The sequence below is a fragment of the Pseudomonas sp. Marseille-Q8238 genome (assembly GCF_965111915.1).
In genome coordinates, this window is sequence record NZ_CBCOPI010000001.1 from 1,332,572 (window position 1) to 1,357,471 (window position 24,900).

General features: G+C 61.9%; 26 protein-coding genes. 16 read left to right on the forward strand and 10 right to left on the reverse strand.

What is annotated here, in order from left to right:
• Nucleotides 1-86: 86 nt before the first annotated feature.
• From ACWPW0_RS06035 to ACWPW0_RS06060, 6 genes are all read left to right on the forward strand, one after another.
• The gene (locus ACWPW0_RS06035) at nt 87-536 is read left to right on the forward strand and encodes a flavodoxin (protein WP_454254737.1); all 450 of its coding nucleotides are present in this window, start codon (nt 87-89) and stop codon (nt 534-536) included.
• A 122-nt stretch (nt 537-658) separates the two neighbouring features.
• A complete protein-coding gene (locus ACWPW0_RS06040; RefSeq protein ID WP_447589933.1) occupies nt 659-1,441 on the forward strand; it encodes a class II aldolase/adducin family protein in 783 nt (260 codons plus the stop codon).
• A complete protein-coding gene (locus tag ACWPW0_RS06045; protein ID WP_454254738.1) occupies nt 1,441-2,343 on the forward strand; it encodes an alpha/beta fold hydrolase in 903 nt (300 codons plus the stop codon). The genes ACWPW0_RS06040 and ACWPW0_RS06045 overlap by 1 nt, the downstream gene beginning before the upstream one ends.
• 116 nt (nt 2,344-2,459) lie before the next feature.
• Nucleotides 2,460-3,008 (forward strand): hypothetical protein, encoded by a 549-nt coding sequence (locus ACWPW0_RS06050; protein WP_454254739.1) that lies wholly within the window; start codon nt 2,460-2,462, stop codon nt 3,006-3,008.
• Nucleotides 3,009-3,077: 69 nt separating this feature from the next.
• Nucleotides 3,078-3,413 carry a hypothetical protein gene (locus tag ACWPW0_RS06055; protein ID WP_454254740.1) on the forward strand — a complete coding sequence of 112 codons (336 nt, stop codon included), beginning with the start codon at nt 3,078-3,080 and terminating at the stop codon, nt 3,411-3,413.
• A 351-nt stretch (nt 3,414-3,764) separates the two neighbouring features.
• The gene (locus ACWPW0_RS06060) at nt 3,765-4,676 is read left to right on the forward strand and encodes an SDR family oxidoreductase (protein ID WP_447589941.1); all 912 of its coding nucleotides are present in this window, start codon (nt 3,765-3,767) and stop codon (nt 4,674-4,676) included.
• An 82-nt stretch (nt 4,677-4,758) separates the two neighbouring features.
• On the opposite strand, the gene ACWPW0_RS06065 is transcribed toward ACWPW0_RS06060, so the two are convergent.
• Together ACWPW0_RS06065 and ACWPW0_RS06070 are read right to left on the reverse strand one after the other, a co-directional pair.
• Complete coding sequence (locus ACWPW0_RS06065; protein ID WP_447589943.1) at nt 4,759-5,559, reverse strand: SirB1 family protein; 801 nt, start codon at nt 5,557-5,559, stop codon at nt 4,759-4,761.
• Nucleotides 5,560-5,718: 159 nt separating this feature from the next.
• The gene (locus tag ACWPW0_RS06070; protein ID WP_447589945.1) at nt 5,719-6,057 is read right to left on the reverse strand and encodes a hypothetical protein; all 339 of its coding nucleotides are present in this window, start codon (nt 6,055-6,057) and stop codon (nt 5,719-5,721) included.
• Nucleotides 6,058-6,320: 263 nt separating this feature from the next.
• On the opposite strand from ACWPW0_RS06070, the gene ACWPW0_RS06075 reads away from it, so the two are divergent.
• The gene (locus ACWPW0_RS06075; RefSeq protein WP_447589947.1) at nt 6,321-7,154 is read left to right on the forward strand and encodes an ATPase; all 834 of its coding nucleotides are present in this window, start codon (nt 6,321-6,323) and stop codon (nt 7,152-7,154) included.
• A gap of 317 nt (nt 7,155-7,471) precedes the next feature.
• Here ACWPW0_RS06075 and ACWPW0_RS06080 read toward each other — a convergent pair whose 3' ends face one another.
• From ACWPW0_RS06080 to ACWPW0_RS06090, 3 genes are all read right to left on the reverse strand, one after another.
• Nucleotides 7,472-8,521: an alkene reductase gene (locus ACWPW0_RS06080; protein ID WP_454254741.1), complete on the reverse strand. Its 1,050-nt coding sequence runs from the start codon at nt 8,519-8,521 to the stop codon at nt 7,472-7,474.
• 21 nt (nt 8,522-8,542) lie between these two features.
• A complete protein-coding gene (locus ACWPW0_RS06085) occupies nt 8,543-9,709 on the reverse strand; it encodes an MFS transporter (RefSeq protein ID WP_447589950.1) in 1,167 nt (388 codons plus the stop codon).
• A gap of 85 nt (nt 9,710-9,794) precedes the next feature.
• Nucleotides 9,795-10,094 carry an ArsR/SmtB family transcription factor gene (locus tag ACWPW0_RS06090; protein WP_447589952.1) on the reverse strand — a complete coding sequence of 100 codons (300 nt, stop codon included), beginning with the start codon at nt 10,092-10,094 and terminating at the stop codon, nt 9,795-9,797.
• Nucleotides 10,095-10,365: 271 nt separating this feature from the next.
• Between ACWPW0_RS06090 and cysM the strand changes: the two genes are divergently transcribed.
• The 5 genes from cysM to ACWPW0_RS06115 all read left to right on the forward strand — a co-directional run bounded on the left by cysM (nt 10,366) and on the right by ACWPW0_RS06115 (nt 16,921).
• Nucleotides 10,366-11,259, forward strand: coding sequence for a cysteine synthase CysM (cysM, locus tag ACWPW0_RS06095; protein WP_454254742.1), 894 nt, complete (start codon nt 10,366-10,368; stop codon nt 11,257-11,259).
• Nucleotides 11,260-11,328: 69 nt separating this feature from the next.
• The gene (gene rlmD / locus ACWPW0_RS06100; protein ID WP_454254743.1) at nt 11,329-12,681 is read left to right on the forward strand and encodes a 23S rRNA (uracil(1939)-C(5))-methyltransferase RlmD; all 1,353 of its coding nucleotides are present in this window, start codon (nt 11,329-11,331) and stop codon (nt 12,679-12,681) included.
• A gap of 83 nt (nt 12,682-12,764) precedes the next feature.
• Nucleotides 12,765-15,014: a GTP diphosphokinase gene (gene relA, locus ACWPW0_RS06105; RefSeq protein WP_447589958.1), complete on the forward strand. Its 2,250-nt coding sequence runs from the start codon at nt 12,765-12,767 to the stop codon at nt 15,012-15,014.
• Nucleotides 15,015-15,016: 2 nt separating this feature from the next.
• The gene (mazG, locus tag ACWPW0_RS06110) at nt 15,017-15,862 is read left to right on the forward strand and encodes a nucleoside triphosphate pyrophosphohydrolase (protein ID WP_447589959.1); all 846 of its coding nucleotides are present in this window, start codon (nt 15,017-15,019) and stop codon (nt 15,860-15,862) included.
• Between the two features lie 165 nt (nt 15,863-16,027).
• Nucleotides 16,028-16,921 carry a class I SAM-dependent methyltransferase gene (locus ACWPW0_RS06115; protein ID WP_454254744.1) on the forward strand — a complete coding sequence of 298 codons (894 nt, stop codon included), beginning with the start codon at nt 16,028-16,030 and terminating at the stop codon, nt 16,919-16,921.
• Between the two features lie 91 nt (nt 16,922-17,012).
• On the opposite strand, the gene ACWPW0_RS06120 is transcribed toward ACWPW0_RS06115, so the two are convergent.
• Nucleotides 17,013-17,948 (reverse strand): aspartyl/asparaginyl beta-hydroxylase domain-containing protein, encoded by a 936-nt coding sequence (locus ACWPW0_RS06120; RefSeq protein WP_454254745.1) that lies wholly within the window; start codon nt 17,946-17,948, stop codon nt 17,013-17,015.
• 148 nt (nt 17,949-18,096) lie between these two features.
• Between ACWPW0_RS06120 and ACWPW0_RS06125 the strand changes: the two genes are divergently transcribed.
• Nucleotides 18,097-18,636, forward strand: a complete 540-nt coding sequence (locus ACWPW0_RS06125; RefSeq protein WP_447589964.1) for a DUF2058 domain-containing protein — start codon at nt 18,097-18,099, stop codon at nt 18,634-18,636.
• A gap of 27 nt (nt 18,637-18,663) precedes the next feature.
• Here ACWPW0_RS06125 and ACWPW0_RS06130 read toward each other — a convergent pair whose 3' ends face one another.
• The 4 genes from ACWPW0_RS06130 to purM all read right to left on the reverse strand — a co-directional run bounded on the left by ACWPW0_RS06130 (nt 18,664) and on the right by purM (nt 21,566).
• Complete coding sequence (locus ACWPW0_RS06130) at nt 18,664-18,945, reverse strand: Rho-binding antiterminator (RefSeq protein WP_454254746.1); 282 nt, start codon at nt 18,943-18,945, stop codon at nt 18,664-18,666.
• A 173-nt stretch (nt 18,946-19,118) separates the two neighbouring features.
• On the reverse strand, nt 19,119-19,835 hold the full coding sequence (locus ACWPW0_RS06135) for a DUF3108 domain-containing protein (RefSeq protein ID WP_447589968.1): 717 nt from the start codon (nt 19,833-19,835) through the stop codon (nt 19,119-19,121).
• Nucleotides 19,836-19,860: 25 nt separating this feature from the next.
• Nucleotides 19,861-20,508, reverse strand: a complete 648-nt coding sequence (purN, locus tag ACWPW0_RS06140; RefSeq protein ID WP_447589970.1) for a phosphoribosylglycinamide formyltransferase — start codon at nt 20,506-20,508, stop codon at nt 19,861-19,863.
• Nucleotides 20,508-21,566 carry a phosphoribosylformylglycinamidine cyclo-ligase gene (gene purM, locus ACWPW0_RS06145; RefSeq protein ID WP_447589972.1) on the reverse strand — a complete coding sequence of 353 codons (1,059 nt, stop codon included), beginning with the start codon at nt 21,564-21,566 and terminating at the stop codon, nt 20,508-20,510. Before purM ends, purN begins: the two co-directional genes overlap by 1 nt.
• Before the next feature lie 207 nt (nt 21,567-21,773).
• Here purM and ACWPW0_RS06150 point away from each other — a divergent pair, with 207 nt between their 5' ends.
• From ACWPW0_RS06150 to ACWPW0_RS06160, 3 genes are all read left to right on the forward strand, one after another.
• On the forward strand, nt 21,774-22,799 hold the full coding sequence (locus ACWPW0_RS06150; RefSeq protein WP_454254747.1) for a DUF2066 domain-containing protein: 1,026 nt from the start codon (nt 21,774-21,776) through the stop codon (nt 22,797-22,799).
• 101 nt (nt 22,800-22,900) lie between these two features.
• Nucleotides 22,901-23,449 (forward strand): CDP-alcohol phosphatidyltransferase family protein, encoded by a 549-nt coding sequence (locus ACWPW0_RS06155; protein WP_454254748.1) that lies wholly within the window; start codon nt 22,901-22,903, stop codon nt 23,447-23,449.
• A gap of 1 nt (nt 23,450) precedes the next feature.
• Nucleotides 23,451-24,521 (forward strand): AI-2E family transporter, encoded by a 1,071-nt coding sequence (locus ACWPW0_RS06160; RefSeq protein ID WP_454254749.1) that lies wholly within the window; start codon nt 23,451-23,453, stop codon nt 24,519-24,521.
• The last annotated feature ends 379 nt before the right edge of the window (nt 24,522-24,900 follow it).

Here is a 24,900-nt window from a genome sequence, read left to right on the forward strand (position 1 = left end):
GGACTCGTTGCATTCTATGTCATCCCGAAGGGCTGTCCACTTGCTGCATAATGAGAGCCATTTTCAATGTGTTGCGGAGTTCCTGTATGAAAGTCGCCATCCTGTCCGGCTCGGTCTACGGCGCTGCCGAAGAGGTCGCCCACGGCGCTGCACAACTGCTCGAATCGGCTGGTTTCGAGGCCTGGCACAAGGCTGGCGCCAGCCTTGAAGAGGTGCTGGCGTTCGAGCCACAGGCCGTGCTGGCCATTACCTCGACCACTGGCATGGGAGAGCTGCCGGGCAATCTGCAGGACCTCTACTACCAGCTTCGTGACCGGTTTCCCGCCTGGAGCGGCCTGCCTTCGGCGGTCATCGCCCTGGGGGACTCCAGCTATGACACATTCTGTGGTGGTGGCGAACTGATGCACGAGCTGTTCGCCGAATTGGGCATGCGCGAGGCGTTGCCGATGCTGCGCCTGGACGCCAGCGAAAGCGTGACCCCGGAAGATGATGCCCAGCCGTGGTTGGCGGAGCTGATTACTGCACTGCGTTGTTAACCCTGAAGGGAAGGGCAAGCGGAGGTGACCGGCACGGTCACTAAGCTGGCTCGCAAGGCGACTGGTCTGTGCCGTGGTGCCCGCTATGCTGCGGGGCATAACAACAAACCGAGGATTTCGTCATGACCGCTGCTCAAGCCTTTCCCGAAATCAACGTGCGCGATCAGGTTTCCGCTGCCGAATGGCAGACCCGCGTCGACCTGGCCGCCTGCTATCGCCTGATCGCCCTGTACGGTTGGGATGACCTGATCTTCACCCATATCTCGGCGAAGATTCCCGGCACCGATGAGTTCCTGATCAATCCGTATGGCCTGATGTTCCACGAGATCACGGCCTCGAGCCTGGTGAAGATCGACCTGGCCGGCAAGAAGCTGATGGACAGCCCGTTCGATATCAACCCGGCTGGCTACACCATCCACAGCGCCGTGCACGAAGTACGTCACGATGCAGCCTGCGTGCTGCACATCCACACCACCGCCGGTATCGCCGTGGCGGCGCAGAAGCAGGGGCTGCTGCCGTTGTCCCAGCAGTCGCTGTTCGTGCTGTCCAGCCTGGCCTATCACGGTTACGAGGGGGTAGCCCTGAATCATGATGAAAAAGCCCGGCTGCAGGCCGACCTGGGTGACAAGAATTTCATGATCCTGCCCAACCACGGCCTGCTCACTGCGGGTGGCAGCATCGCCGATGCCTTCCTGATGATGTTCATCCTGCAGCGTGCCTGCGAGATACAGATCATGGCCCAGAGTGGCGGCGGTGAGCTGATCCACATTCCGCAGCAGGTTCTCGACGGTGCCAAGGCCATGATTGCCGGTGTCATGCGCAGCCCGCAGGGCATGGGGGGCGCGCTGCCGTGGCCGGCCCTGCTGCGCAAGCTCGACCAGCAGATGCCAGGCTACGCCAACTAATGGCGCTCGCGGGTATCTCCCTGGCCGATTGGCGGGCGCAGGGCAAGGGCTTCACGTTCAATGGCCATGCCATTCGCTACTGGACGGCGGGTGCGGTGGATGCCGAGCCGCTGCTATTGCTGCATGGTTTCCCGACGGCGAGCTGGGACTGGCATTACCTGTGGCAGCCGTTGGCCCAGCGGTACCGGGTGATCGCCTGCGACATGCTCGGCTTCGGCTTTTCCGCCAAGCCGCGCGGACATGCCTACAGCCTGCTGGAGCAGGCGGATCTGCAGCAGGCGCTGCTGACCCATTTGCGGGTCGAAGGACCGGTGCATGTGCTGGCCCACGATTATGGCGACAGCGTGGCCCAGGAACTGCTGGCCAGGCACCATGAGGGACGCATCCACCTGGCCAGTTGCGTGTTCCTCAATGGTGGGTTGTTCCCGGAAACCCACCACCCGGTACTGATGCAGAAGTTGTTGCTGAGCCCTGTCGGGCCATTGCTGGGGCGGCTGTTCTCGCGCGCCAAGCTCAAGGCCAATCTGGACAAGGTATTTGGCGCCAATACACGCGCCAGTGACAGCGAAGTGGATGCTTTCTGGACCCTCATGGCGCATAACCAGGGCCCTGCGGTGATGCATCGCCTGATTCGCTACATGCCCGAACGACGCGAGCAGCGTGAGCGTTGGGTGACAGCCATGCAGAAAGGCGGTGTCCCGCTTCGAGTGATCGATGGCGCGGTCGACCCGATTTCCGGCGCGCACATGGTGACGCGTTATCGCGAGCTGATCGCCAACCCGGATACGGTGCTGCTCGAAGGCATCGGCCACTATCCACAGACCGAGGCACCTGACCAGGTGCTGGCCCACTACCTGGCGTTTCGTCAGGCGCTCAGTCCACGTAACGTCGCGAACGGTTGAGGTCGCTGGCTCTGGCGGTTTCGTGCCGCCAGAGGCCGTGTATCCGCCGACGTGAGCCTGTACGCCTTTGTGGCGCGCGGCGTACCCTGCGCAGGTGATTCGGCACAGGGACCGTCATGCGCATATTCCTTTCTCTTGTTCTTGGCCTGGCCGTGTCTCTCGTGGGCGGTTGCGGCACCATCGATGAACGCACTGCGGGCTCGGCAGCGCTATTCGACGGCTGGTATCAGGTCGATGCGCAACAGGCTGACTACCCGCAATCGTTGTGGCAATTGCTGATGCCGATCGGTATCGCGGGCGAGGTCGGCGATGCGGTGCATCTGCAGGTCGTGGACGAACACCAGATGCAGGCCAGCCTCTACCAGGCTGGTCGATGCGTGCAGCACCTGTCGCTGGACGGCAGTTGGGATGGGCAGCGTTTCCACAACAAGCAGAGCACCTTCGATGGGCTGCCACCGCTGGTGTGGGGCACCCAGCGGCGCGCGCTTCAGTTGCGCCCGGACCCGCATGGCATGCTGCACGTCGATGAACACTCCACCAGTTTCGGCATGTTTCTGATCATTGCCAGTGGCGCTCCGGATCGCGACCGCACCTACCGGTTTTCACCGCTGCAGGCACCTGCTGCAGTTCCAGGCATTTGTCCCGGGCAGGCAGCAGACCGTTGATCCATTGAGTCGAACGGGGGGATAAGGCGGGCAGTCGTCTGTTGGGTAACCCTATGGAGGTCATTTCCCATGAACAACAAGACGATTCCTGCGCTGTTACTCAGTGGCCTGCTGGCCAGCTTCTCCTCTGCGCTCATGGCGGCCGGCGATGGCTCGACCGGTCCGACATCCCCTACACCGCCGAGTATGCCGTCGACCAATGGCAACGAGCCGGGCGACGCCAACGGCACCTATTCGCCAGGCACGCCCACGCCGAACCCGAATGATTCCGACAGGGGCACGGGTGAGGATCGCGGCACCTATGACAATCGCGATCGACCCAACGGGGGCGTCATGACGCCAAGGCCGAACAATGGCCCTTCTGCGCTGCCGGGTGGCAGTGGCGGGGCTGGTAGCAACCCGTAAGAACCTGTCTCGGATCTGCTGCGCGTCGGCCGAACTGGGTTGAAAACGTCCTGGATCGCCTGCCCGGACTGGGCGTCCCCGACGGAATGCTCATTGACAGCCTGTAAACCCGAATGCGGGCCCAGTGCGTTCCTCAGCTGTTTTCGCGGGGGCGCCTAGCCCTTGTTTTGCTCTAGCTCGCGAGACCCGAAACAGGTTCTAAAGGCAGGATGGCGGTAATGGAACAGAGCGTCGTAATCTGACCATCCCGTCGTCTTATTGCGTGACATTCAGCCTGCCACGATTTCTTGTTAATGGCGGCTGTCTGCCGGAAACTCGCGACTTTCCCTTATTGATCAAGGAGCCCGACCCATGAGTGATGCCGTTCGTTTCGAAGACAAAGTGGTCATCGTCACCGGTGCTGGTGGTGGTCTTGGCCGAGCTCACGCGCTGCTGTTCGCCAAACATGGCGCGCGCGTTATCGTCAACGATCTGGGCGGCAGTACTCACGGTGAGGGCGCCAATGCGTCGGCGGCCGACAAGGTGGTTGCCGAAATCCAGGCGGCTGGTGGTACCGCGGTGGCCAACCATGATTCGGTGACCGACGGTGACAAGATCGTACAGAACGCGCTGGACGCTTTCGGTCGCATCGACGTCGTGGTCAACAATGCCGGCATTCTGCGGGACAAGTCCTTCCACAAGATGGAAGACGCTGACTGGGACCTGGTCTACAAGGTCCACGTCGAGGGCGCCTACAAGGTGACCCGTGCCGCCTGGGAACACCTGCGCGAGCAGAGCTATGGCCGGGTGATCTTCACTGCCTCCACATCGGGTATCTACGGCAACTTCGGCCAGAGCAACTACGGCATGGCCAAGCTTGGTCTGTACGGCCTGACCCGTACCCTGGCTATCGAAGGGCGCAAGAACAACATCCTGGTCAACGCCATCGCCCCCACTGGTGGTACACGCATGACCGAAGGCCTGATCCCGCCGCAAGTATTCGAGCAGCTCAAGCCCGAGTTGGTGAGCCCGCTGGTGGTTTACCTGGGTAGCGAGCAGTGCAAAGACACCTCCGGTCTGTATGAAGTAGGGGGTGGCTGGGTTGGCAAAGTGCGTTGGGAGCGCAGCCTGGGTGCCGGATTCGATCCGCGTGCCGGCTTCAGCCCGGAAGATGTGGCGGCCAACTGGAAGCAGATCGGCGATTTCGACGGCGCGGTGCACCCGGATGACAACGTCACGGCCCTGCGTGAAATGATGGCCAACCTGCAGAAGTACACGGGCTGATTCAGCCCTTCATGAAAAAGGCCGATTCGTCGGCCTTTTTCATGCCTGCGATTAGCAGGGCGGTCTTGGATGCATCGGTTGTTCAGTGCAGTGCAGGCGCTTTGCCGAGTTCGTGCAGGCGCTGACTCAGTTGCATGCGCTGTGCTTCGTCATCGCACAGCAGCAGTGCCCGCTCCAGATCGAAACGCTCGGCCTGTGGGCAATCCAGCTGGCGGTATAGGTCGGCGCGCAATAGGTGATCGGCGACATTCGGCGTCGCCAGCTGCACGATGCGCTCGGCGTCCTTGAGGGCGGCCAGTGCATCGCCGGCACCGCCATGCAGGTGGCAGAGGTTGCGCGAGAGTCGAAGTAGCAGCGCGCGGGCGTCACAGGTTTGCAGGTGGTTGGCATTCAGCTCGCTGTTGCCGGTCACTCGATTGAGCAACTCGCGGCAGTCACGGGTGTACAGGCGGCGGCCACTGCAGGGGTCGAGCAGGTGATCGGCACCTGGCACCCGCAGCAGCAGGTGGCCGGGGAAATTCACCGCCTGCAGCGGAATGCCCAGTTGCCGGGCCAGCTCCAGGGCGATCAGGGCCAGCGACAGGGGCTGCCCGCGGCGTCGTTGCATCACCTTGTGCAGCAGGGCGGCCTGTGGACGCAGGGGCAGGTCGTCGTCCTGATGGAAGTCCAGATCGTTGAGGCGGCGCAACAGGGGCTGGGCCAACTCAGCAGGCGGCATCGCGGGCAGGCCGGCGGCTACCTGCTGGCGCAGGTTGGCCACATCGCGCAGGACCGCCGCGGGCTGCAACTGAGGGTCATGCTCGTGGGCAACCCATAACGCTGCTTCGAACAGGGCAGGTGGCGAACTCTCCAGGCTGACCAGCCAGGCTGGGCGTGACGTCATGGGCGTCTCCGGTGGCGACGAGCTGTCTGCCTAGCTTTTAGCGCGCCCCGTCAGCCACGTCTAGCAGGCCGTTGGAAAACGACCTGTATTGGCAATGCTTGGTGAAAACAGCTTTGCCTGTCTCGCCTACATGTTCGACGGCCGGCTGGTCATGCCGGTTCAGGCATAGACACGCTGGCCCCGATACATGCGTACCACGGTGCCTCGCGGTTCCTCGGTAGTACGGGTGGTCACCAGGGGCACGACACTTTCATTGGCTAGAACATGCCCGCGGTATTGCTGGCGGGGCGTGCCCGGTGCCGCGTCGTTCTCGACATCGCTCAACTCGGCGAGCTGGATGCCCAGTTGGCGGGTGTCCTTGTCGCTGGAGCGCATGCAGGCCAGTAGCATGGCTTCCACGGCGTCCGGTTGGCTGAGGCGAATGTCCACGGAAAACTCCTCCCGTAGACGACGGCGTAGCGCCTGCATGCAATCCAGTACGGCTTTGTTCAGTTCCATGTGCTTCCCCCCTTTGCTGATGCAAGGTCGCTCTGCAGTACCCCACTGACAGCGCGTCATGAGGGATTTAGCAATCGGCGTACCAAGAGCTGCAGGCCGCGAACTGTGCGGCGCTTCTCCGGTCAATGAGGGCAGGCCTGCGCGGTGCTGGTGCGTCTTGCACCTGTCTGGCGCGGCGCTGAAGGTCGGCGGTGTAAGTAGGTATACTGCCGCACCAGATTCCAGACTGTTCCCGTTTTCGTGTTTTCCCTGAAGGTCGACCCATGCGTAACGATGCTCGCGACGAATTGGACCATATTCCCAGCATGACCACGGACGCGCGCGACCGTGATGACTTCGCCGTGCCTCCATCTCCCGACTATGCGCCAGCCTATGCAGGGCGTGGCACTGCTGTGCCGGCACCCGCGCCTCGCTCGGGTGGCAGCACGGGGGCGTTGTGGGCGCTGGTCGGGGCACTGACCATCGCGTTGGGTGGGGTGGGCTGGTGGAGTTTCCAGCAGATTTCCCTGATGGAGCAGCAACTGGTTGCCACTCAGGAGAGTTTCGCGCGCATCAGCGAAGAGGCCGCAGGCCGCATTCAGGATATCTCCGGCAAGGTGGTGGCCACCGAGTCCAGTGTTACCAGCGGCAGCGAGCAGTTGAAGCTGCGTGTCAAACAACTGGAGGACAAACTGGCTGGGCTGAGCAAGCAGCAGCAAGGCGCTGCCGTTGCCCAGAGCACTCAAGATAAACGGATCGAGCAACTGGCTGCTGACCTGAAAACCCAGCAGGGCGCCACCAGCCAGTTCGATGGCAAGCTGGATAAATTGGCCAGCGAGCAGAAAGCAGCGCAAACGGCTACCGGCAAGTTCGAGGAACAGTTGAAAACCCTGGGTAGCGATATCGCTGCGCTGAAGAAGCAGGGCAACCCGAGTCAGGCCATCAGCCGCCTCGAGCAGGACCTGCTGGTGCTGCGCAGCGAGCTGGATAACCGTCCGGCTCCCGCAGCGGCGCAGAACAACAGCGAGTTCGATGCATTCCGTGGGCAGGTCACGCGCAACATCAGCGCATTACAAGCCCAGGTGCAGAATCTGCAGCAGCAGCTCAACGCCCGCTGATCAGTCGGCACGGCAAAAAGAACGCCCCGCTCGTGCGCTAATGCTGTTCATTTAAGAACCTGTTCACGATCTTCTGGATTAGGGCCAGACAAGGCAAAAACGCCGCGATCCCAATGGGAGTCGCGGCGTTTTTCTTGGCCTGTCGACGTTTCGACAGGGAGGGCTGGATCGAGGCAGTTGCGGACACCGCCGCTGGTGGGCTGAAGCGGAGCGCCGCCCGGCCCACCCTACAGGGCCTAAACCCTACGTAGGGTGGGCTTCAGCCCACCAATCGGCGCGTCATGAAACGCAAACGTCGAACATCCGTAACGGCCTCATTACAGGCGCGGGTAGTCGATGTAACCGACCGGGCCCTTGCCATAGAACAGCTCGGGGCGTGGTTCATTGAGCGGGGCATCGCTGGCCAGCCGTTGCGGCAGGTCCGGGTTGGCAATAAACGGAATACCGAAGGCCACGGCATCGGCCTTGCCCTCGGCCAGCCATTCGTTGGCCTGCTCCTTGGTGAAGCGTTCGTTGGCGATGAATACGCCGCCAAACTCCTGCTTCAGTTGCGGCGTCAGGCTGTCATCCGCGCTTTTTTCTCGGGCGCAGATAAAGGCGATACCGCGCTTGCCCAGCTCGCGGGCAACGTAACCGAAGGTAGTGGCGCGGTCCGAATCACCCATGTCATGAGCATCGGCACGTGGCGCCAGGTGTACGCCAACACGGCCCGCACCCCAGACGTCGATCAGTACGTCGGTCACTTCCAGCAGCAGTCGAGCACGGTTCTCCAGGGAACCACCGTATTGATCGGTGCGCTGGTTGGTGCTGTCCTGCAGGAACTGGTCGATCAGGTAGCCATTGGCAGCGTGCAGTTCCACGCCATCGAAACCGGCGGCCTTGGCGTTTTCCGCGCCGTGGCGGTAGGCCTCGATGATGTCGGCGATCTCTTCGGTTTCCAGGGCGCGCGGCGTTTCGAAGTCCTTCAGCGGCCGCACCAGGCTGACGTGTCCGGCTGGCTTGATGGCGCTCGGTGCGACCGGGGTTTCTCCGTCGAGGTACAGCGGGTCGGAGATGCGCCCCACATGCCAGAGCTGCAGGACGATACGTCCGCCGTTGGCATGCACGGCGCGGGTCACGTTGAGCCAGCCACGCACCTGGTCTTCGGACCAGATACCGGGCGTGTCAGGATAACCAACGCCCATCGGCGTGACCGATGTGGCTTCGCTGATGATCAGCCCGGCAGAGGCGCGCTGTACGTAGTATTCGGCGATCAGGGCGCCGGGAACCCGGCCAGGTTCGGCACGGCAGCGGGTCAGCGGGGCCATGATGATCCGGTTTGGCAGGTCCAGGTCACCGATCTTGATGGGGTCGAAAAGCGTAGGCATGGTGAAACCTCCGGTGGGAAATCAGTCGAGGGCGGCGACAGGTGCGCTGCCACGGGTCAGGGAAACGGTCAAAAAGGTTGCGATCAGGGCCAGTACGGCGATCACCGCAGCGGCCAGCGGAACACGGGTCAGGCCCAGGCCCTGGCTGATGACCACGCCCCCTACCCAAGCGCCAATGGCGTTGCCGAGGTTGAAGGCACCGATGTTCAGGGTCGATACCAGGTTCGGGGCGCCCTGGCCGAAGCTCATCACATTGATCTGCAGGGCAGGCACGGCGGCGAAGGCGGCGATGGCCCAGAGGAACAGGGTGACTTCTGCCGGGATCAGTGACTGACTGGTCCAGCTGAACAGCGTGCTGAGCACGGCCAGACTGGCGAAAACGCCGGCCAGTGTTGTTGTCAGGCGCCAGTCGGCCAGTTTGCCGCCGAGGATGTTGCCGACGGTCAGGCCGAGACCGATCAGCAGCAGGGTCCAGGTCACGCCACGCGGCGATACGCCGGTGATGTCACCCAGCAGCGGGGCAATGTAGGTGAACAGGGTGAACATCGAGGCGGCGAACAGCACCGTTGTGCTCAGTGCCAGCCAGAAACCGATGCCACGCAGGGCTGCCAGCTCTTTGCGCAGGTTGGCCTTGGGCTGGTTGGTGTCTTTGGGCAGAACGCGCCACAGGCCGATCAGCGCAATCACACCGATCACGGTCACGGCCCAGAAGGTCGAGCGCCAGCCGGCGTACTGGCCGAGGGCCGTGCCAGCCGGCACGCCAAGCACGTTGGCCAGGGTCAGGCCGGTGAACATCAGGGCGACGGCCGAGGCGCGTCGATTCTCCGGGACCAGGCTGGCGGCAACCACCGAACCGATACCGAAGAAGGCACCGTGGCAGAGTGCGGTGACCACGCGGGCGACCATCAGCAGTTCATAGTCGGTGGCCAGTGCGCACAACAGGTTGCCAAGAATGAAAATGCTCATCAGGGCGAGGAGGGCGGCCTTGCGTGGCCAGTTGGAGGTCGCCATGGCCATGAAGGGGGCGCCAATGGCGACGCCCAGTGCGTAACCGGTCACCAGCCAGCCGGCACCGGGAATGCTGACGCCGAGGTCGTTGGCGACATCTGGCAGCAGACCCATGATGACGAATTCCGTGGTGCCGATGGCAAACGCGGACAAAGCGAGTACGAGAAGCGACAGAGGCATGCGCCTGCTCCTTGGGAAATACGGTTCTGGGTTGCCCATGCCTCCCCTCATGTGAGGTTGGAGGCAGTGGCATCTGGATGAGTTCTTAGATTTTTTCGCCGAGCTGGTCGATGAAGGCCTGGATGACCTCATCGTTACGCTTGAAAAAGCTCCATTGGCCGATCTTGCGACTGCTGATCAGCCCAGCTCGCTGCAGGTTGGCAAGGTGGGCCGACACGCTCGACTGGGAAAGACCACAGCGTTCGAACATGCCGGCGCACACGCCGAATTCCAGCGGGTGTTCCTGCGCGGCGAAATGCTGCTCCGGCTCCTTCAGCCAGGTGAGCATTTCGCGCCTGACCGGATGGGCCAGTGCCTTGAGGATTTCGTCGATGTCGACAGTCATGGCAGTAAACTCGGTGCAACTGTATATCGCGATGGGGCGAACTATATATTGTGTTTTTGCGATATACAAGCGTCGCCCAAGTCCTTTTGTCGAACTCGATCAGGCGGTTCTATTCGTGTGCCAAGACGGCGCCTCGGTGCTTGGGTTCAATAAAACCGACCACGCTATACATATAGCTTTAAGGCATAAGCTGAGTCGCTGACGCGATATGGTGGATGCCGGTTTGTCGGTATCATAAGCGCCCCCTTCAGAGCCCGGATTGCGAAGTGCCATGAGCGTGCAATACCCCACTATCGCCGACTGCATCGGCAACACCCCGCTGGTCCGCCTGCAACGCTTGCCTGGCAATACGTCCAATACGTTGCTGGTCAAGCTGGAAGGTAACAACCCGGCTGGCTCGGTGAAGGATCGGCCAGCGCTGTCGATGATCACCCGTGCCGAATTGCGTGGGGACATACAGCCCGGTGATGTGTTGATCGAGGCAACCTCCGGCAATACCGGAATCGCCCTGGCCATGGCGGCGGCGATCAAGGGCTACAAGATGGTCCTGATCATGCCGGACAACTCCACGGCCGAGCGCAAGGCGGCGATGACGGCCTATGGCGCCGAGCTGATTCTGGTGGACACCATGGAAGGCGCCCGTGACCTGGCGCTGCAGATGCAGGCCGATGGGCAGGGCAAAGTGCTGGACCAGTTCGCCAATGGTGACAACCCCGAAGCGCATTACGTGGGAACCGGCCCGGAAATCTGGCGCCAGACTCAGGGCCAGGTCACGCACCTGGTCAGCTCCATGGGCACCACCGGCACCATCATGGGCATGTCGCGCTATCTCAAGGAGCAGAATCCGGCGGTGCAGATCATTGGCCTGCAACCGATGGAAGGCGCGGCCATTCCTGGTATCCGCCGCTGGCCAGAGGAATACCTGCCGAAGATCTTCGACTCAAGCCGCGTTGATCGCGTGGTCGATATGAGCCAGGAGGAGGCCGAACGGGTGATGCGGCGCCTGGCACGTGAGGAAGGCATCTTCTGTGGTGTTTCGTCCGGTGGTTCGGTGGCCGCCATGCTGCGTTTGTCGCAAGAGGTTGAGAACGCGGTGATGGTCGCTATCATCTGCGACCGTGGTGACCGCTACCTTTCTACCGGGATCTACGACGAGCCCCGCTGATACGGCGGTGCGGTATTCACGGCGCGGCAGTGCGGCGCCGATATTTTTTACGATGGGCAGGTATCGATAATGGCCAAACGCAGTCCTGGCCTGCGCTTTCAACCCAGTGGTGGTGAGCGCAAGGCACAGGTGCCAGTGGGCAAGAAGCAGAGGCTCGTGATCGAGCGTCTGGCCCACGATGGCCGGGGCATTGCCTTTCTCGACGGGCGCAGCTGGTTCGTGGCCGGCGCCTTGCCGGGCGAAGACGTCGAGGTGCGTGTGCTGGGTGCACGCAGCCAGGTGGTCGAGGCCCGCACGGAACGTATCTTTACCGCTGCCGCACTGCGCCGTGCCGCGCCCTGCGCGCATGCCGGCCGCTGTGGTGGCTGTTCCCTGCAACACCTGCCTCACGACGAACAACTTGCCCTGAAACAGCGCACGCTGGCCGATCAGTTGCAGCGCTTTGCCAGCCTAGAGCCCGAGGAGTGGGCACCTCCCCTGGTCGGCCCCGAACTCGGCTATCGCCGCCGCGCCCGTATCGCCGTGCGCTGGGATGCCAAGGGGCAGCGCCTGGAGGTGGGTTTCCGTGCTATGTCCAGCCAGGACATCGTTGCCATCGATGATTGCCCGGTGCTGGTACAGCCCTTGCAACCGTTGCTGCGGGCGTTACCGGCATTGCTGAGTGGCCTGGACAAACCACAGGCCGTCGGGCATGTCGAGTTGTTCCACGGCACGCAAAGCGCACTGTTGTTACGGCATACCACACCCTTGAGCGAAGCTGACCTGGCCCGGCTGCGCAGTTTCTGCGCGACCCATGCCGCGCAACTCTGGCTGCAGGGGGCGGGTGAGCCGCAGGCCGATCAGGCAGAGCAGCCCTTGGGCTACCGCCTGGAGCACTGGGGGCTGGAGTTGCAGTACCGGCCCGGTGACTTCGTCCAGGTCAATGGCGGGGTCAATGAGGCGATGGTCGCACAGGCATTGCAGTGGCTGGCACCGCACACTGACGAACGCGTGCTGGACCTGTTTTGCGGCCTGGGCAACTTTGCCCTGCCGTTGGCCCAGGTAGTACGCGAAGTAGTAGCGGTGGAAGGCGTGCAGGCGATGGTCGAACGGGCGCGAGACAACGCCCGGCACAATGCACTGGGCAATCTGCACTTTTTCCACGCAGACCTGTCGAAGCCGCTGGCCAAGGCAGGCTGGGCGGCGCAGGCATTCGATGCGGTGCTGCTCGATCCCCCGCGTGACGGGGCGTTCGAGGTGGTCCGGCAGGTCGGTGTGCTGGGCGCCCGACGGCTGCTTTATGTGTCCTGCAATCCGGCAACCCTGGCGCGCGATGCGGCCGAGCTGGCACGGCAGGGCTACCGGCTGAAACGGGCCGGAATTCTCGACATGTTTCCGCAGACCGCGCATGTCGAGGCGATGGCGTTATTCGAGGCGGGCTAGGAAGCCCGCGTAATCCGACCTGTCCGGAGAAGGCAGGCGATCATTCGGCACGACCTGTTCGTGTCGCAGGAAAGGTAGAAGAGATGGTACAGGTGAGAGCGCACCAGCCCATCAATCTTGATGGCAGCATCAACCTGGAGGCATGGCTCGATCATGCCCTGAGTGTCGACCCGGCCCTGGATCGCGAGGCGCTGAAAGCCGCCTGCGAGTTCGCTCGCGATGCCGAGCAACAGGCCAACGCCGCGCAGAATCTGTGGGCGGAAGGCAACTCCAGCTTCCAGACCGGTCTGGAAATCGCAGAAATTCTCGCAGCGCTCAAGCTCGACCAGGATTCACTGGTTGCGGCGGTGATCTACCGTGCCGTGCGTGAGGGCAAGACCACCCTCAAGGCGGTGCAGGAGCGCTTCGGTCCGGTGGTGGCCAAACTGATCGAGGGCGTGCTGCGCATGGCGGCGATCAGTGCTTCTTTGAACCCGCGCGACTCCCTAGTGCTCGGCTCGCAAGCGCAGGTGGAAAACCTGCGCAAGATGCTGGTGGCCATGGTCGATGATGTGCGTGTGGCACTGATCAAGCTGGCCGAGCGAACCTGCGCCATTCGCGCGGTGAAGAACGCCGACGACGAGAAACGCCACCGTGTGGCCCGCGAGGTGTTCGACATCTATGCGCCGCTGGCTCACCGCCTGGGCATCGGTCATATCAAATGGGAGCTGGAGGATTTGTCCTTCCGCTACCTGGAGCCCGAGCAGTACAAGCAGATCGCCAAGCTGCTGCATGAGCGGCGCCTCGATCGTGAGCAGTACATTGCCGATGTGATGCAGCAGTTGCGTACCGAACTGGAGGCCACCGGGATCAAGGCCGACCTCAGTGGCCGGGCCAAGCACATCTATTCGATCTGGCGGAAGATGCAGCGCAAGGGCCTGCAGTTCAGCCAGATCTATGATGTGCGCGCAGTGCGTGTGCTGGTGCCGGAGATGCGCGACTGCTACACCGCGCTGGGCATCGTGCATACCCTGTGGCGGCACATTCCCAAGGAATTTGACGACTACATCGCCAACCCCAAGGAAAACGGCTACCGCTCGCTGCACACCGCCGTGCTCGGCCCGGACGGCAAGGTACTGGAGGTGCAGATCCGCACCCAGGCCATGCACGAAGAAGCCGAGTTGGGCGTCTGTGCGCACTGGAAGTACAAGGGCACCGACGTCAAGGGCAACTCCGATCACTACGAGGAGAAGATCTCCTGGTTGCGTCAGGTGCTCGAGTGGCACGAGGAACTGGGCGACATCGGTGGTTTGGCCGAGCAATTGCGCGTTGATATCGAGCCGGACCGGGTCTACGTGTTCACCCCGGATGGTCACGCCGTCGACCTGCCGAAGGGCTCCACACCGCTGGACTTCGCCTACCGCGTGCACACCGAGATCGGCCACAACTGCCGTGGCGCCAAGATCAACGGGCGCATCGTGCCGCTCAACTACAGCCTGCAGACCGGCGAGCAGGTGGAGATCATCACCTCCAAGCAGGGCGCGCCGAGCCGCGACTGGCTGAACCAGAACCTGGGCTACATCACCACCTCGCGGGCGCGGGCGAAGATCGTGCACTGGTTCAAGTTGCAGGCGCGCGACCAGAACGTCGCGGCCGGCAAGGCCATGCTTGAGCGCGAGCTCAACCGCCTGGCATTGCCGGCGGTGGACTTCGAGAAGCTCGCCGAGAAGTGCAACCTGCGCACTGCCGAAGACATGCACGCGGCACTGGGCGCTGGTGACCTGCGCCTGGCCCATGTGGTCAACCATGCCCAGCAACTGGTCGAGCCGGAGCGCGGTAGCGAACAGCTGGAACTGATTCCCCGGCGTGCCGGCAGTGGCTACAAGCCGGGCAAGCGTGGCGATATCCAGATCCAGGGCGTCGGTAACCTGCTCACGCAGATGGCCGGCTGCTGTCAGCCGTTGCCGGGCGATCCGATCGTTGGCTACATCACCCTGGGCCGCGGCGTCAGCATTCACCGCCAGGATTGCGCGTCGGTGCTGCAACTGGCCGGGCGCGAGCCCGAGCGGATCATCCAGGTCAGCTGGGGGCCGGTGCCGGTACAAACCTACCCGGTGGACATCGTCATTCGCGCCTACGACCGCTCCGGCCTACTGCGCGATGTGTCGCAGTTGCTGCTCAATGAGCGGCTCAACGTACTGGCGGTGAATACCCGTTCGAACAAGGAAGACAACACGGCGTCGATGTCGCTGACCATCGAGATTCCGGGGCTGGACGCGTTGGGTCGCTTGCTCGGGCGGATCAGCCAGTTGCCGAACATCATCGAGGCCCGCCGCAGCCGCGGTGGCAACTGACGATGGCCGAGCGCTATTCGCTGGACGACCTGCTGCACCTGATGGCGCGCCTGCGTGACCCCGTGCACGGCTGCCCATGGGATCTCCAGCAGGACTATGCGAGCATCGTGCCGCATACCCTGGAGGAAGCCTACGAGGTCGCTGATGCCATCGAGCGTGCGGACTTCGCGCACCTGCCGGGAGAGCTGGGGGACCTGTTGTTCCAGGTGGTGTACTACAGCCAGTTGGCCAGGGAGGAAGGGCGCTTCGAGTTCGCCGAGGTGGTCGATGGCATCACCCGCAAACTGGTACGCCGTCATCCACATGTGTTCCCGGACGGCGACCTGTATGGCGCAGTGGATATGCCTCGGCTCGAAGAGCGCGCGATCAAGCAGCGTTGGGAGGCGATCAAGGCCGAGGAGCGTGCCGAACAGGCAGAGGAGCCTCACCAGTTATCGTTGCTCGATGATGTGCCGAGCGCTCTGCCAGCATTGAGCCGTGCCGGCAAACTGCAGAAGCGGGCGGCACAGGTTGGCTTCGACTGGCCGGAAGCTCTGCCGGTGGTGGACAAGGTTCGCGAGGAACTCGATGAGGTCCTCGAGGCCATGAGCGAAAACGACCCGCAGGCAATCGCCGAAGAGATCGGCGACCTGCTGTTCGTCGTCACCAATCTGGCGCGCCATCTCAACGTGGATGCCGAAGCCGCGTTGCGCGGCGCCAACGGAAAATTCGAACGGCGCTTCCGTTTCATCGAACAAACCTTGCGTGCAGCAGGCAAGCCCATCGAGAATTGCACGTTGGAGCAGTTGGACGCCCTCTGGGGTGAAGCCAAAAAGCAGGAAAAACAGGCATCCGGCTGCAGCGGTTGATTCAGAGCCTCTTCGCGAAAGCGTGAGTAGGTTCTTACGCCGCACAAGCATTCATCTTTATGTGCATGGGGAGTGGCGGAGCCTGGAAGCAGGTTGCGTCCTGGCGGGCTGCGCTATGAGCTGCCGGCTGAGCACACCGATTTGCAGGCTGCAATGAATACGACAATGGCTACTGCTCAATCCTTGCGGTTCCAGGATGAACCGCAGGTCGATCCACACAGGGAGTCCAGCGGGATCGATTGGGCGACCGTTGCGTTGCCCGACGCCTGGGCTGACCGGATCGACTGGACCCATCTACCCGACCTGAAGCGCGTGGCCCGCACGCTGCTCGGCCGTGCCCATCGTCCTGTGCAACTACCGGCAGACCTGCCAGGGCGCGAGCTAATTCCCAAGTATGTATTGCAGGAGTTCCACAACCTGCCCAATGGCAACTATTCCAAATCGTTCAGCCGTGGCTACGCGCAGGGCTTCGATCGTGTGATGTTGGGTAGCCTGACTCAAGGGCGCCAGCGCGTGGCGGCAGCGCTGCGCGGTGCACAGTGTGCCCTGGATCTGGGCTGCGGTGCCGGCCGCCAGGCGGCTGCACTGCGTGATGCGGGAGTTGCTGACGTGTGGGGGCTCGACCCTTCCCCCTATCTGCTGCAGTACGCAGCGCGCGCCCATGAGCGGATCAACTGGATTCAGGGCGTGGCTGAGAACACGGGGCTGGCCGATGGGCAGTTCGATGCAGTTGCCGTGTGTTTCGTCTTCCATGAAATCCCGCCGCATTATCTGCGTCGTGCTCTGCTGGAATTGGCCCGCATCACCCGGCCCGGGGCCCGTCTAGCTGTACTGGAGCCATCGCCGGTGCAGTGGCAGCAAGGCTATCGCTGGCTCTGGCGCCATTACGGTTGGCGCGGTCTGTATTTTCGCGCCTTGGCTCAGCGTGCCCATGAGCCTTTTGCTGATGCCTGGCATCGCCAGGATTTCACTGCGTTGCTGGCCGAGGTCGGCTTCACGGTGAGGGAAGAGGAAACGGGCTGTCCGTTCCGTTTCTTTCTGGCCGAGCGCACCCAGTAGCATTTGATGACAGGCTGGGTGCGCACCCGGGTTCATGAACTGTCGATGAGCACCCGACCTGGCTGCGATGGTCAGGCGTGAATGAGCCTTCTCAGAGAGCAACCCAGCTGATGAGCAGAGCGAGCAAGGCGATGGCCAGAATCGGTTTGAGGACCTTGTAGGTCCGTGGCGAATGCCGCTTCAAGCGTTTTACCTGCCCGCCCATGACGTTGCCGAGCCGCTTGAAGCCGCCATAGGCGCGGTTGATGGCGCCTACGCGCTCACCTTCGACGTTCTGTGGCGCGGTCGCGCGGCCGAGCACGCCGCTGATCCAGCGATTGAGCGTACGCACCGGCTCGGGCAATGGACGCTCTACGTCGCAGAACAGGATTATCCGCGTGACCTCGGTCTCGTTCTTTACCCAGTGCACGTAGGTTTCGTCGAACATCACGTCCTCGCCGTCGCGCCAGGCGTAGGGTTGTCCATCGACATAAATGCGGCAGGCGTCGGAGTTGGGCGTGACGAGCCCCAGGTGATAGCGCAGTGAGCCGGCAAACGGGTCGCGGTGCGGATTCAAGTGGCCGGGGCCGGGAAGCAGGGTGAACATGGCACCTTTCACACAGTCCACCTGTTTCAGCAGGGCCACCGTTTTCGGACATAGGCGTTCGGCTGAAGGCAGCGTGCCGTCGTACCAGGTCAGGTAGAAGCGCTTCCAGCCTTTCTTGAAGAACGAGCCGAAACCGGCTTCGTTATCATGCAGCGCCGCGCGAATGTAGCCCTCGTCGAACAGCTGCATGGCTTCGTCGCGAATGGTTTGCCAGTTGTCGCGTAGCAGGTTCAGTTGCGGAAACTCATGACGTTCCAGATAGGGGCGCGATGGTGTCGCAGAACACAGGTACATCAAGGCGTTGTAGGGGGCGAACAGTGCCGAGTAATTCACCAGTTGGCGCAGGAAGGGGAGGCGGGCACGTCCACGCAGGTGGATGTACATAACGCTGCCGATGAACAGGGAAACGACGAGTAGCTTGAGGGTGAATGTTGCGGTCATTGAGCCTTCCTTGGCATGGAAGGGAGCGTTGGCGCTCCGTTCGGGGCATGGGTCTTGCGTATTGGTGACGCAAAACGGAGGATAGACGACCTTCGGCGAACACGTTTCGACGAACCTCTCACCTCGAATGTCGGATGATTCGTTAACGATGAGCATGTCATTGCGTGACCAGTTGCTGAAAGCCGGCCTGGTCAATGAAAAGCAGGTCAAACAGGCCAGCAAGCAGCAACAGAAGCAGCAGCGTCTGGAGAAGAAGAACCAGGTCGAAGTCGACGACTCGCAGCGTCAGGCCGCCTTGCAGGCCCAGGCTGAAAAGCTGGCGCGCGATCAGGAGTTGAATCGTCAGCAGCAGGAAAAGGCCGAGCAGAAGGCCCGATCAGCACAGATCAAGCAACTGATCGAGACGTCGCGCCTGCCCAAACTGACCACCGAGGACTACTACAACTTCGTCGACGACAAGAAGGTCAAGCGCTTGTCGGTCAATAGCCTGATGCGTGACAAGCTCAGCCGCGGCTCGCTGGCCATCGTTCGCCATGGTGGCAGCTACGAGGTGATTCCGCGCGAAGCGGCATTGAAGATCCAGGAGCGCGACCCGCAGCGCGTGGTGCAGCTCAATGTGCAGACGGAAGCACCCGATGCCGATGATCCGTATGCGGCCTACCAGATCCCTGATGATCTGATGTGGTGAAAAAAAGCCGGGCGCTGCCCGGCTTTTTTATGACGGTTGCTGAGGGGATGAGGACAGTTCGATTCGGCCGTATTGCGCGCCTTCGTTCAGGGGTGTGATCGCCAAGAACTGGTCCAGGCGCAGCAGATGTTCACCCGAGGCATTGCGTAACAACAGAAACTCCTCCTTATTCACGCTGCGGGTGGTAATCGCCTGAGCCTGTAGTTCGCTGCCATCGCGCAGTTCCACCCGCAGTTGGTAGCCATACAGGCAGGCTACCTCCAGGTGGTCATAGAGCGAGCAGGCCAGCGGTTGATAGCGCTCGTTCATGTATTCGAACCTCCAGTTTTCAGCGGCTGCAGAACCATCAAGTAGGCTGTGCTGTGCACACCACGGCATACTCTTGTGGTCTGTCCGGGGCAGTTTCATCTCTCGGACCGACATTCAAACTCAACCGGACACAAAAAAGCCGGGCGATGCCCGGCTTCTTCATTCAGGAGCACTTACTCCTTGATGCCTTCGACGGTGCGACCATTGACCGTGCCGTTTTTCAGCATGATCTGGTATTCCTTGCCGTCTTTCTCCACCTGATGCAGGGCGACCAGCAAGTAGTCCCAGTCTTTGGCGAACCACAGGATGGTTTTGCGACTGCTTTGCGTTGGGTCGCGTACGCGCTCGACCTTGATCGCGTCGATCAGGCCGGCGCGGGTCCGTACGCGTTCTTCGCCGAGCACGCGAAAGTCATAGACTTCGATCTCGTTACCGTCGACGACCTGATAGCTCATGCTTTTCTTGCCGGCGGCGACGTCGTGTTGCAGCACCAGCTGGTAGGTCGACTTGTCCTGCACGCCGCGGTTGAGCACCAGGCTGATCGGCTCGCCGCGGTCACTGCCCAATACCTGTTTCTCGGTCCAGTCGAAGTCCTGCTCGATTTGCTTGGCCTTGCCCAGACCGCTGCGGTCGAAGCGATAGGTCAGCGGCAGGAAAGTGCCGTTCTCGACGCGGAAGGTACTGACTTCGCTCAGGCTTGCCACCAGCATGGCGGCTTCGAAGGTCAGCTCCCAGCGCCCATTATCCAGTTGTTTGAGGCTGCGCCCGGCGGTGCCACTGATGGGCAGCTGTTTCCAGTCGGCGGTGTAGCTGGCCGAGAAAGGCGCGAGATCGGCCGCCTGGAGTGGCAGGGTGAACAGAGCGAGGAGCAACAACAAGGCGCGACGCATTGGTACATCTCCTAAAGGTAAGGTGCTAATTCCGTAACAGCTGCCCGGTGGGCGGCAGGGGTTGCCCGTCCAGCTCCGCACCCTTGTCGCCCAGACGCAAGCGGCCTTCGGCAAACCAGCGCACGGCCAAGGGGTAGATCCGGTGTTCCTGTTCGTGCACGCGCTGGGCCAGGCTGTCCGGGGTATCGGTGGACTGTACCGGGATCACCGCCTGTACGGCCAGGGGTCCGCCATCCAGTTCCTCGGTGACGAAGTGCACGCTGCAGCCGTGCTCGTCATCGCCAGCCTCCAGCGCACGCTGGTGGGTGTGCAAGCCCTTGTACTTGGGCAGCAGCGAGGGATGAATGTTCAGCAGGCGGCCCGCGTAATGGCGTACGAAGCCTGGCGTGAGGATGCGCATGAAGCCAGCCAGCACCACGAGGTCGGGCTGGTAGGCGTCGATGGCGTCGATCAGGGCTGCATCGAAGGACTCGCGTCCATCGAACTGTTTGTGGTCCAGCACTTCGGTGGCGATACCGGCAGCCTGTGCGCGCTGCAGGCCATACGCGTCAGCACGGTTGGAGAACACCGCGCGGATACGTGTCGGGTTGTCCGCTGCGGTGCTGCTGTCGATCAGGGCCTGCAGATTGCTGCCAGACCCGGAGATCAACACCACGACATTGCAGTCAGCCATCAATGGGCTTTCAGGTTGTTCAGCACGACCTGGGCAGCGCCTTCGGCGGCGACGCCGATCTGGCCGATCACCCAGGGCTGTTCGCCGCTGGCCTTGAGGTTGCTCAGGGTCGCTTCGACTTGATCCTGGGCGACGCAGATGACCATGCCGACGCCACAGTTGAGAACGCGGTGCATCTCGTGCTCGTCGACATTACCTTGTTGCTGCAGCCAGTCGAATACGACCGGGCGGGTCCAACTGGCCACGTCGACCACGGCCTGAGCGCCTTCCGGCAGTACGCGCGGGATGTTGTCGAGCAGGCCGCCGCCGGTGATGTGGGCCATGGCCTTGACTGCGCCGGTGTCCTTGATCAGCTTGAGCAGCGGTTTGACGTAGATGCGCGTCGGTGCCATCAGCAGGTCTTTCAGCGGTTTGCCATCGAGCTGGATGCTCTCGATGTCGGCACCGGCCACTTCGATGATCTTGCGGATCAGCGAGTAACCATTGGAGTGCGGGCCGGAGGAGGGCAGGGCGATCAGGGCATCACCGGCAGCGACCTTGGAACCGTCGATGATCTCGGCCTTTTCCACCACGCCGACGCAGAACCCGGCCAGGTCGTAGTCTTCGCCTTCGTACATGCCCGGCATCTCGGCGGTCTCACCACCGACCAGCGCGCAGCCGGCCAGTTCGCAACCGGCACCGATGCCGGTGACCACGGTGGCGGCCACGTCGACATTGAGCTTGCCGGTGGCGTAGTAATCGAGGAAGAACAGCGGCTCGGCACCGCATACCACCAGGTCGTTGACGCACATGGCGACCAGGTCCTGGCCGATGCTGTCGTGCTGGTTGAGGTTCAGTGCCAGGCGCAGCTTCGTGCCGACGCCATCAGTACCGGAAACCAGCACGGGCTGTTTGTAACCGGCCGGAATCTCGCAGAGCGCGCCGAATCCGCCCAGCCCGCCCATGACTTCCGGACGTGCGGTGCGCTTGGCTACGCCTTTGATGCGTTCGACCAGGGCTTCACCGGCGTCGATGTCTACACCGGCGTCCTTGTAGCTGATGGAGGGTTGCTTGCTCATGGATTCAGGCCTTTAAGGGGGAAATGCGGTGGTCGACCGGGCATGGCGAATGTCCATGCACGTGCCGGTCTGCGAAGGCGCGCGATTTTATCAGGCTTGCCCGCCAGCGGCCACCGGCCGCGACGGTTGCCGGGTGGTCGGCGGCTGTTTAAGGTATACCCTTCTCGTGCGGTTTCCCGCATGCCATCCCAGCTGTCGAGAGCCACCATGCGCCTTTCCGCCCCTCTGCTTGCCCTGTGTTGCGCGCTGCTCAGCCTGCCGTCCCTTGCCGAACCGGTCAGTGGCCTCTATCAAGTGCGTGAACCTGTGACCAGCCAGCAACCCGATGAGCGTGGCACGGCCTTGGGTAAAGCGCTGGAAACACTGGTGCTGCGTCTGACTGGTGACAGCAAGGCGATCCAGGCGTCGGGCCTGGAAGGCGTGCGCAAGGACCCACAGCAATTGGTCAGTCAGTACGTCTATGAGGGCGATACGCTGGTGGTCGATTTCGATCCCTTGACCACGGATAACAAATTGCGCGGGGCGGGGCTGGCCTTGTGGAGCGCCAATCGCCCGTCGATTCTGGTCTGGTGGTTGAAGAGCAACAATGAGGGCAACAGCCTGCTGGGCGACGCACAAGAGGCTGCCGCGCCGTTGTGGCAGGCGGCGCAGAACCGTGGTTTGCCCCTGCGCCTGCCGCTGGCCGACCTGCAAGAACAATTGGTCGCGACCCCGGAACACCTGTCTGAAAACGAGCCGGATGACTTGCGAGCGGCTTCCGAGCGCTATGCCGCGGATGCTCTCCTGGCGGTGCAGGCCCATGAAGAGGATGGCAAGTGGAAGGCCCAATGGCGCCTGTGGCTGGGTGACAGCCGCGAGCAAGGTACGAGCAGTGGCGACAGTGAGCAGGCCACAGCCGATGCCGTGCTGCTGGCGGTGAGCCAGCGCCTGGCCCCTCGTTTTGTCGTCAAGCCGGGTGCGGCCAGTGCCCTGCTGGTGCAGGTCCAGGGCGCCAATCTGGCGCGTTATGCCGAGCTTGAGCGCCTTCTCGAGCCTTTTTCTGCACGCCTGAGCCAGGTCAAGGGTGACCAGGTCACCTGGCAGGTCAATGCCAGCGCAGAGCAGTTACGCGCCCAATTGGGGCTGGCGGGTCTGCGTGAAATTCCTGCCAATGCGGCGCCGTTGGATGCCGCCGCACCCACTCCGGACTCCGCACCAGCGATGCCAGACAATCTGCTGCGTTTTAGCTGGTAAGGACTGTTTCTTTCCCTTCACGTCTGGGACATGGGCCTGAAGGGCTATAGAGCAGCAGGTCGTTCATCATCGATGACCGCGCCGCGTGACAAAGGAATGCCATGCACCATTTACCTAACGCTTTGACCCTGATGCGTCTCGCTTTGACTGTGCCGATTGCTTTGTTATTGCTGGCAGAGCGGCATGCGCAGGCGCTCTGTCTGTTCGCCGTGGCAGGCTTTTCCGATGCTTTGGATGGCTTTATCGCACGTCGTTTCGGTTGGGTCAGCCGACTGGGCTCTCTTCTCGATCCCCTGGCCGACAAGTTGCTGCTGGTCACCAGCTATGTGTGCCTGACGGCAACTCAGGTGCTGCCGGCCTGGCTGACGCTGATCGTATTGCTGCGTGATGCGCTGATCGTGAGCGGTGCTGGCTTGTATCGTCTTCTACTCGGCCCGTTGCAGTTCCAGCCAAGCGGGTTGGGCAAACTGTCGACGGTGATGCAGATCGTTCTGGTGCTGGCGGTACTGTTGGAACTGAGTATCCTGCCTGGCGTTGCCGATGTGCGTTGGCTGTTGATCTATGGCGTTCTGCTCCTGGCGTTGGCCAGCGCGGGGCACTATGCGTGGGTGTGGGTGGGTAAATTCAATGAACAGAGGCGGAGCGCCTGACATGAGTGATTCGAGGCACTGGCTGTGGCTGGCAGGTGTGGTTCTGGGCGGTTGGCTGCTGTATTTGCTGACCCCGATCCTGTCCCCCTTTCTGATCGCGATGTTGCTGGCCTACCTGGGGGATCCGCTGGTCGATCGTCTGGAGCGCTGGATGTCGCGTACGTGGGGCGTCGTGCTGGTATTTGCGCTGTTCAGCCTGCTGCTGTTGATCTTGCTGTTGATCCTTATCCCGATGCTGGGGCGGCAGTTGGTGCACCTCTATCAATTGCTGCCGCAAATGCTCGACTGGGCACAACTGCAGGCCCTGCCATGGGCGCAGGCCCAATTTGGTCTGAGTGAGGACTTCTGGCGTTTTGACCAAATCAAGACGGCGCTCAGTGAACACCTGGGTAAGACCACCAATATCGTGGGTGTTGTTCTTGCTCAAGCTACGGCGTCGAGCCTGGCGCTGGTGGCCTGGGTCGGTAACCTTCTGTTGATCCCCGTGGTGAGCTTCTACCTGCTGCGTGATTGGGACCTGATCATGGCCAAGCTGCGTGGTTTGTTGCCGCGTAGTCGCGAAGGGGCGGTAGTGCAGTTGGTCAGCGAATGCCACGAAGTGCTTGGCGCGTTTATTCGTGGGCAGTTGCTGGTGATGCTGGCGCTGGCGGGTATCTATTCCAGCGGTTTGATGTTGGTAGGGCTTGAGCTGGGATTACTGATTGGCCTGCTCGCCGGGCTGGCGAGCATCGTGCCGTACATGGGCTTTATCGTCGGCTTTGGCGCCGCAGTGATTGCAGCCTTGTTCCAGCACGGCGGCGTCGATCTTTATCCGCTGTTGGGTATTGCCGTGGTATTTGGAATCGGCCAGTTGCTCGAAGGTATGTTGCTGACGCCGTTGCTGGTTGGTGACCGTATCGGCTTGCACCCTGTAGCCGTGATCTTCGCGATCCTGGCCGGCGGCCAACTGTTTGGTTTCACCGGCATTCTGCTGGCACTACCGGTCGCGGCAATCATCATGGTGTTGCTGCGTCATGCGCATGACTTTTACAAACAATCAGACGCTTACGGTGCATCCAGTCCACCTGATTGATTTGTGAGGTTTTTATTTTCCGGCTTGGTGTCGATGAAGTGTCGACAGCATCCTGCGGGTTGAATCGCACAGCGTCGCGCAAGTGATCCGGGGAATGCAAACTTGGCAGCACCAAGCGCGGGATAACACTCACAAGAAAAGCGGCAGAACGCTGGCTCAGCCACCGCGCAAGGTGCACTGAACCGGATGCCTGATAGGAGTAACGTTTGGTTAGATGGCGGGCTTTAGCCGGTCCCAGTGAGCGAAGCGAGCGTTTTGAACCAATTGTTAGGCGCGGATTACGGGCCAAAACCATTGAACCACCATGCTGACCAAGCCATTACAGACTCTGCTGTTGGCCACAGAAGGCCCAATGTACAAAATGATGCGAGTGCTGGCC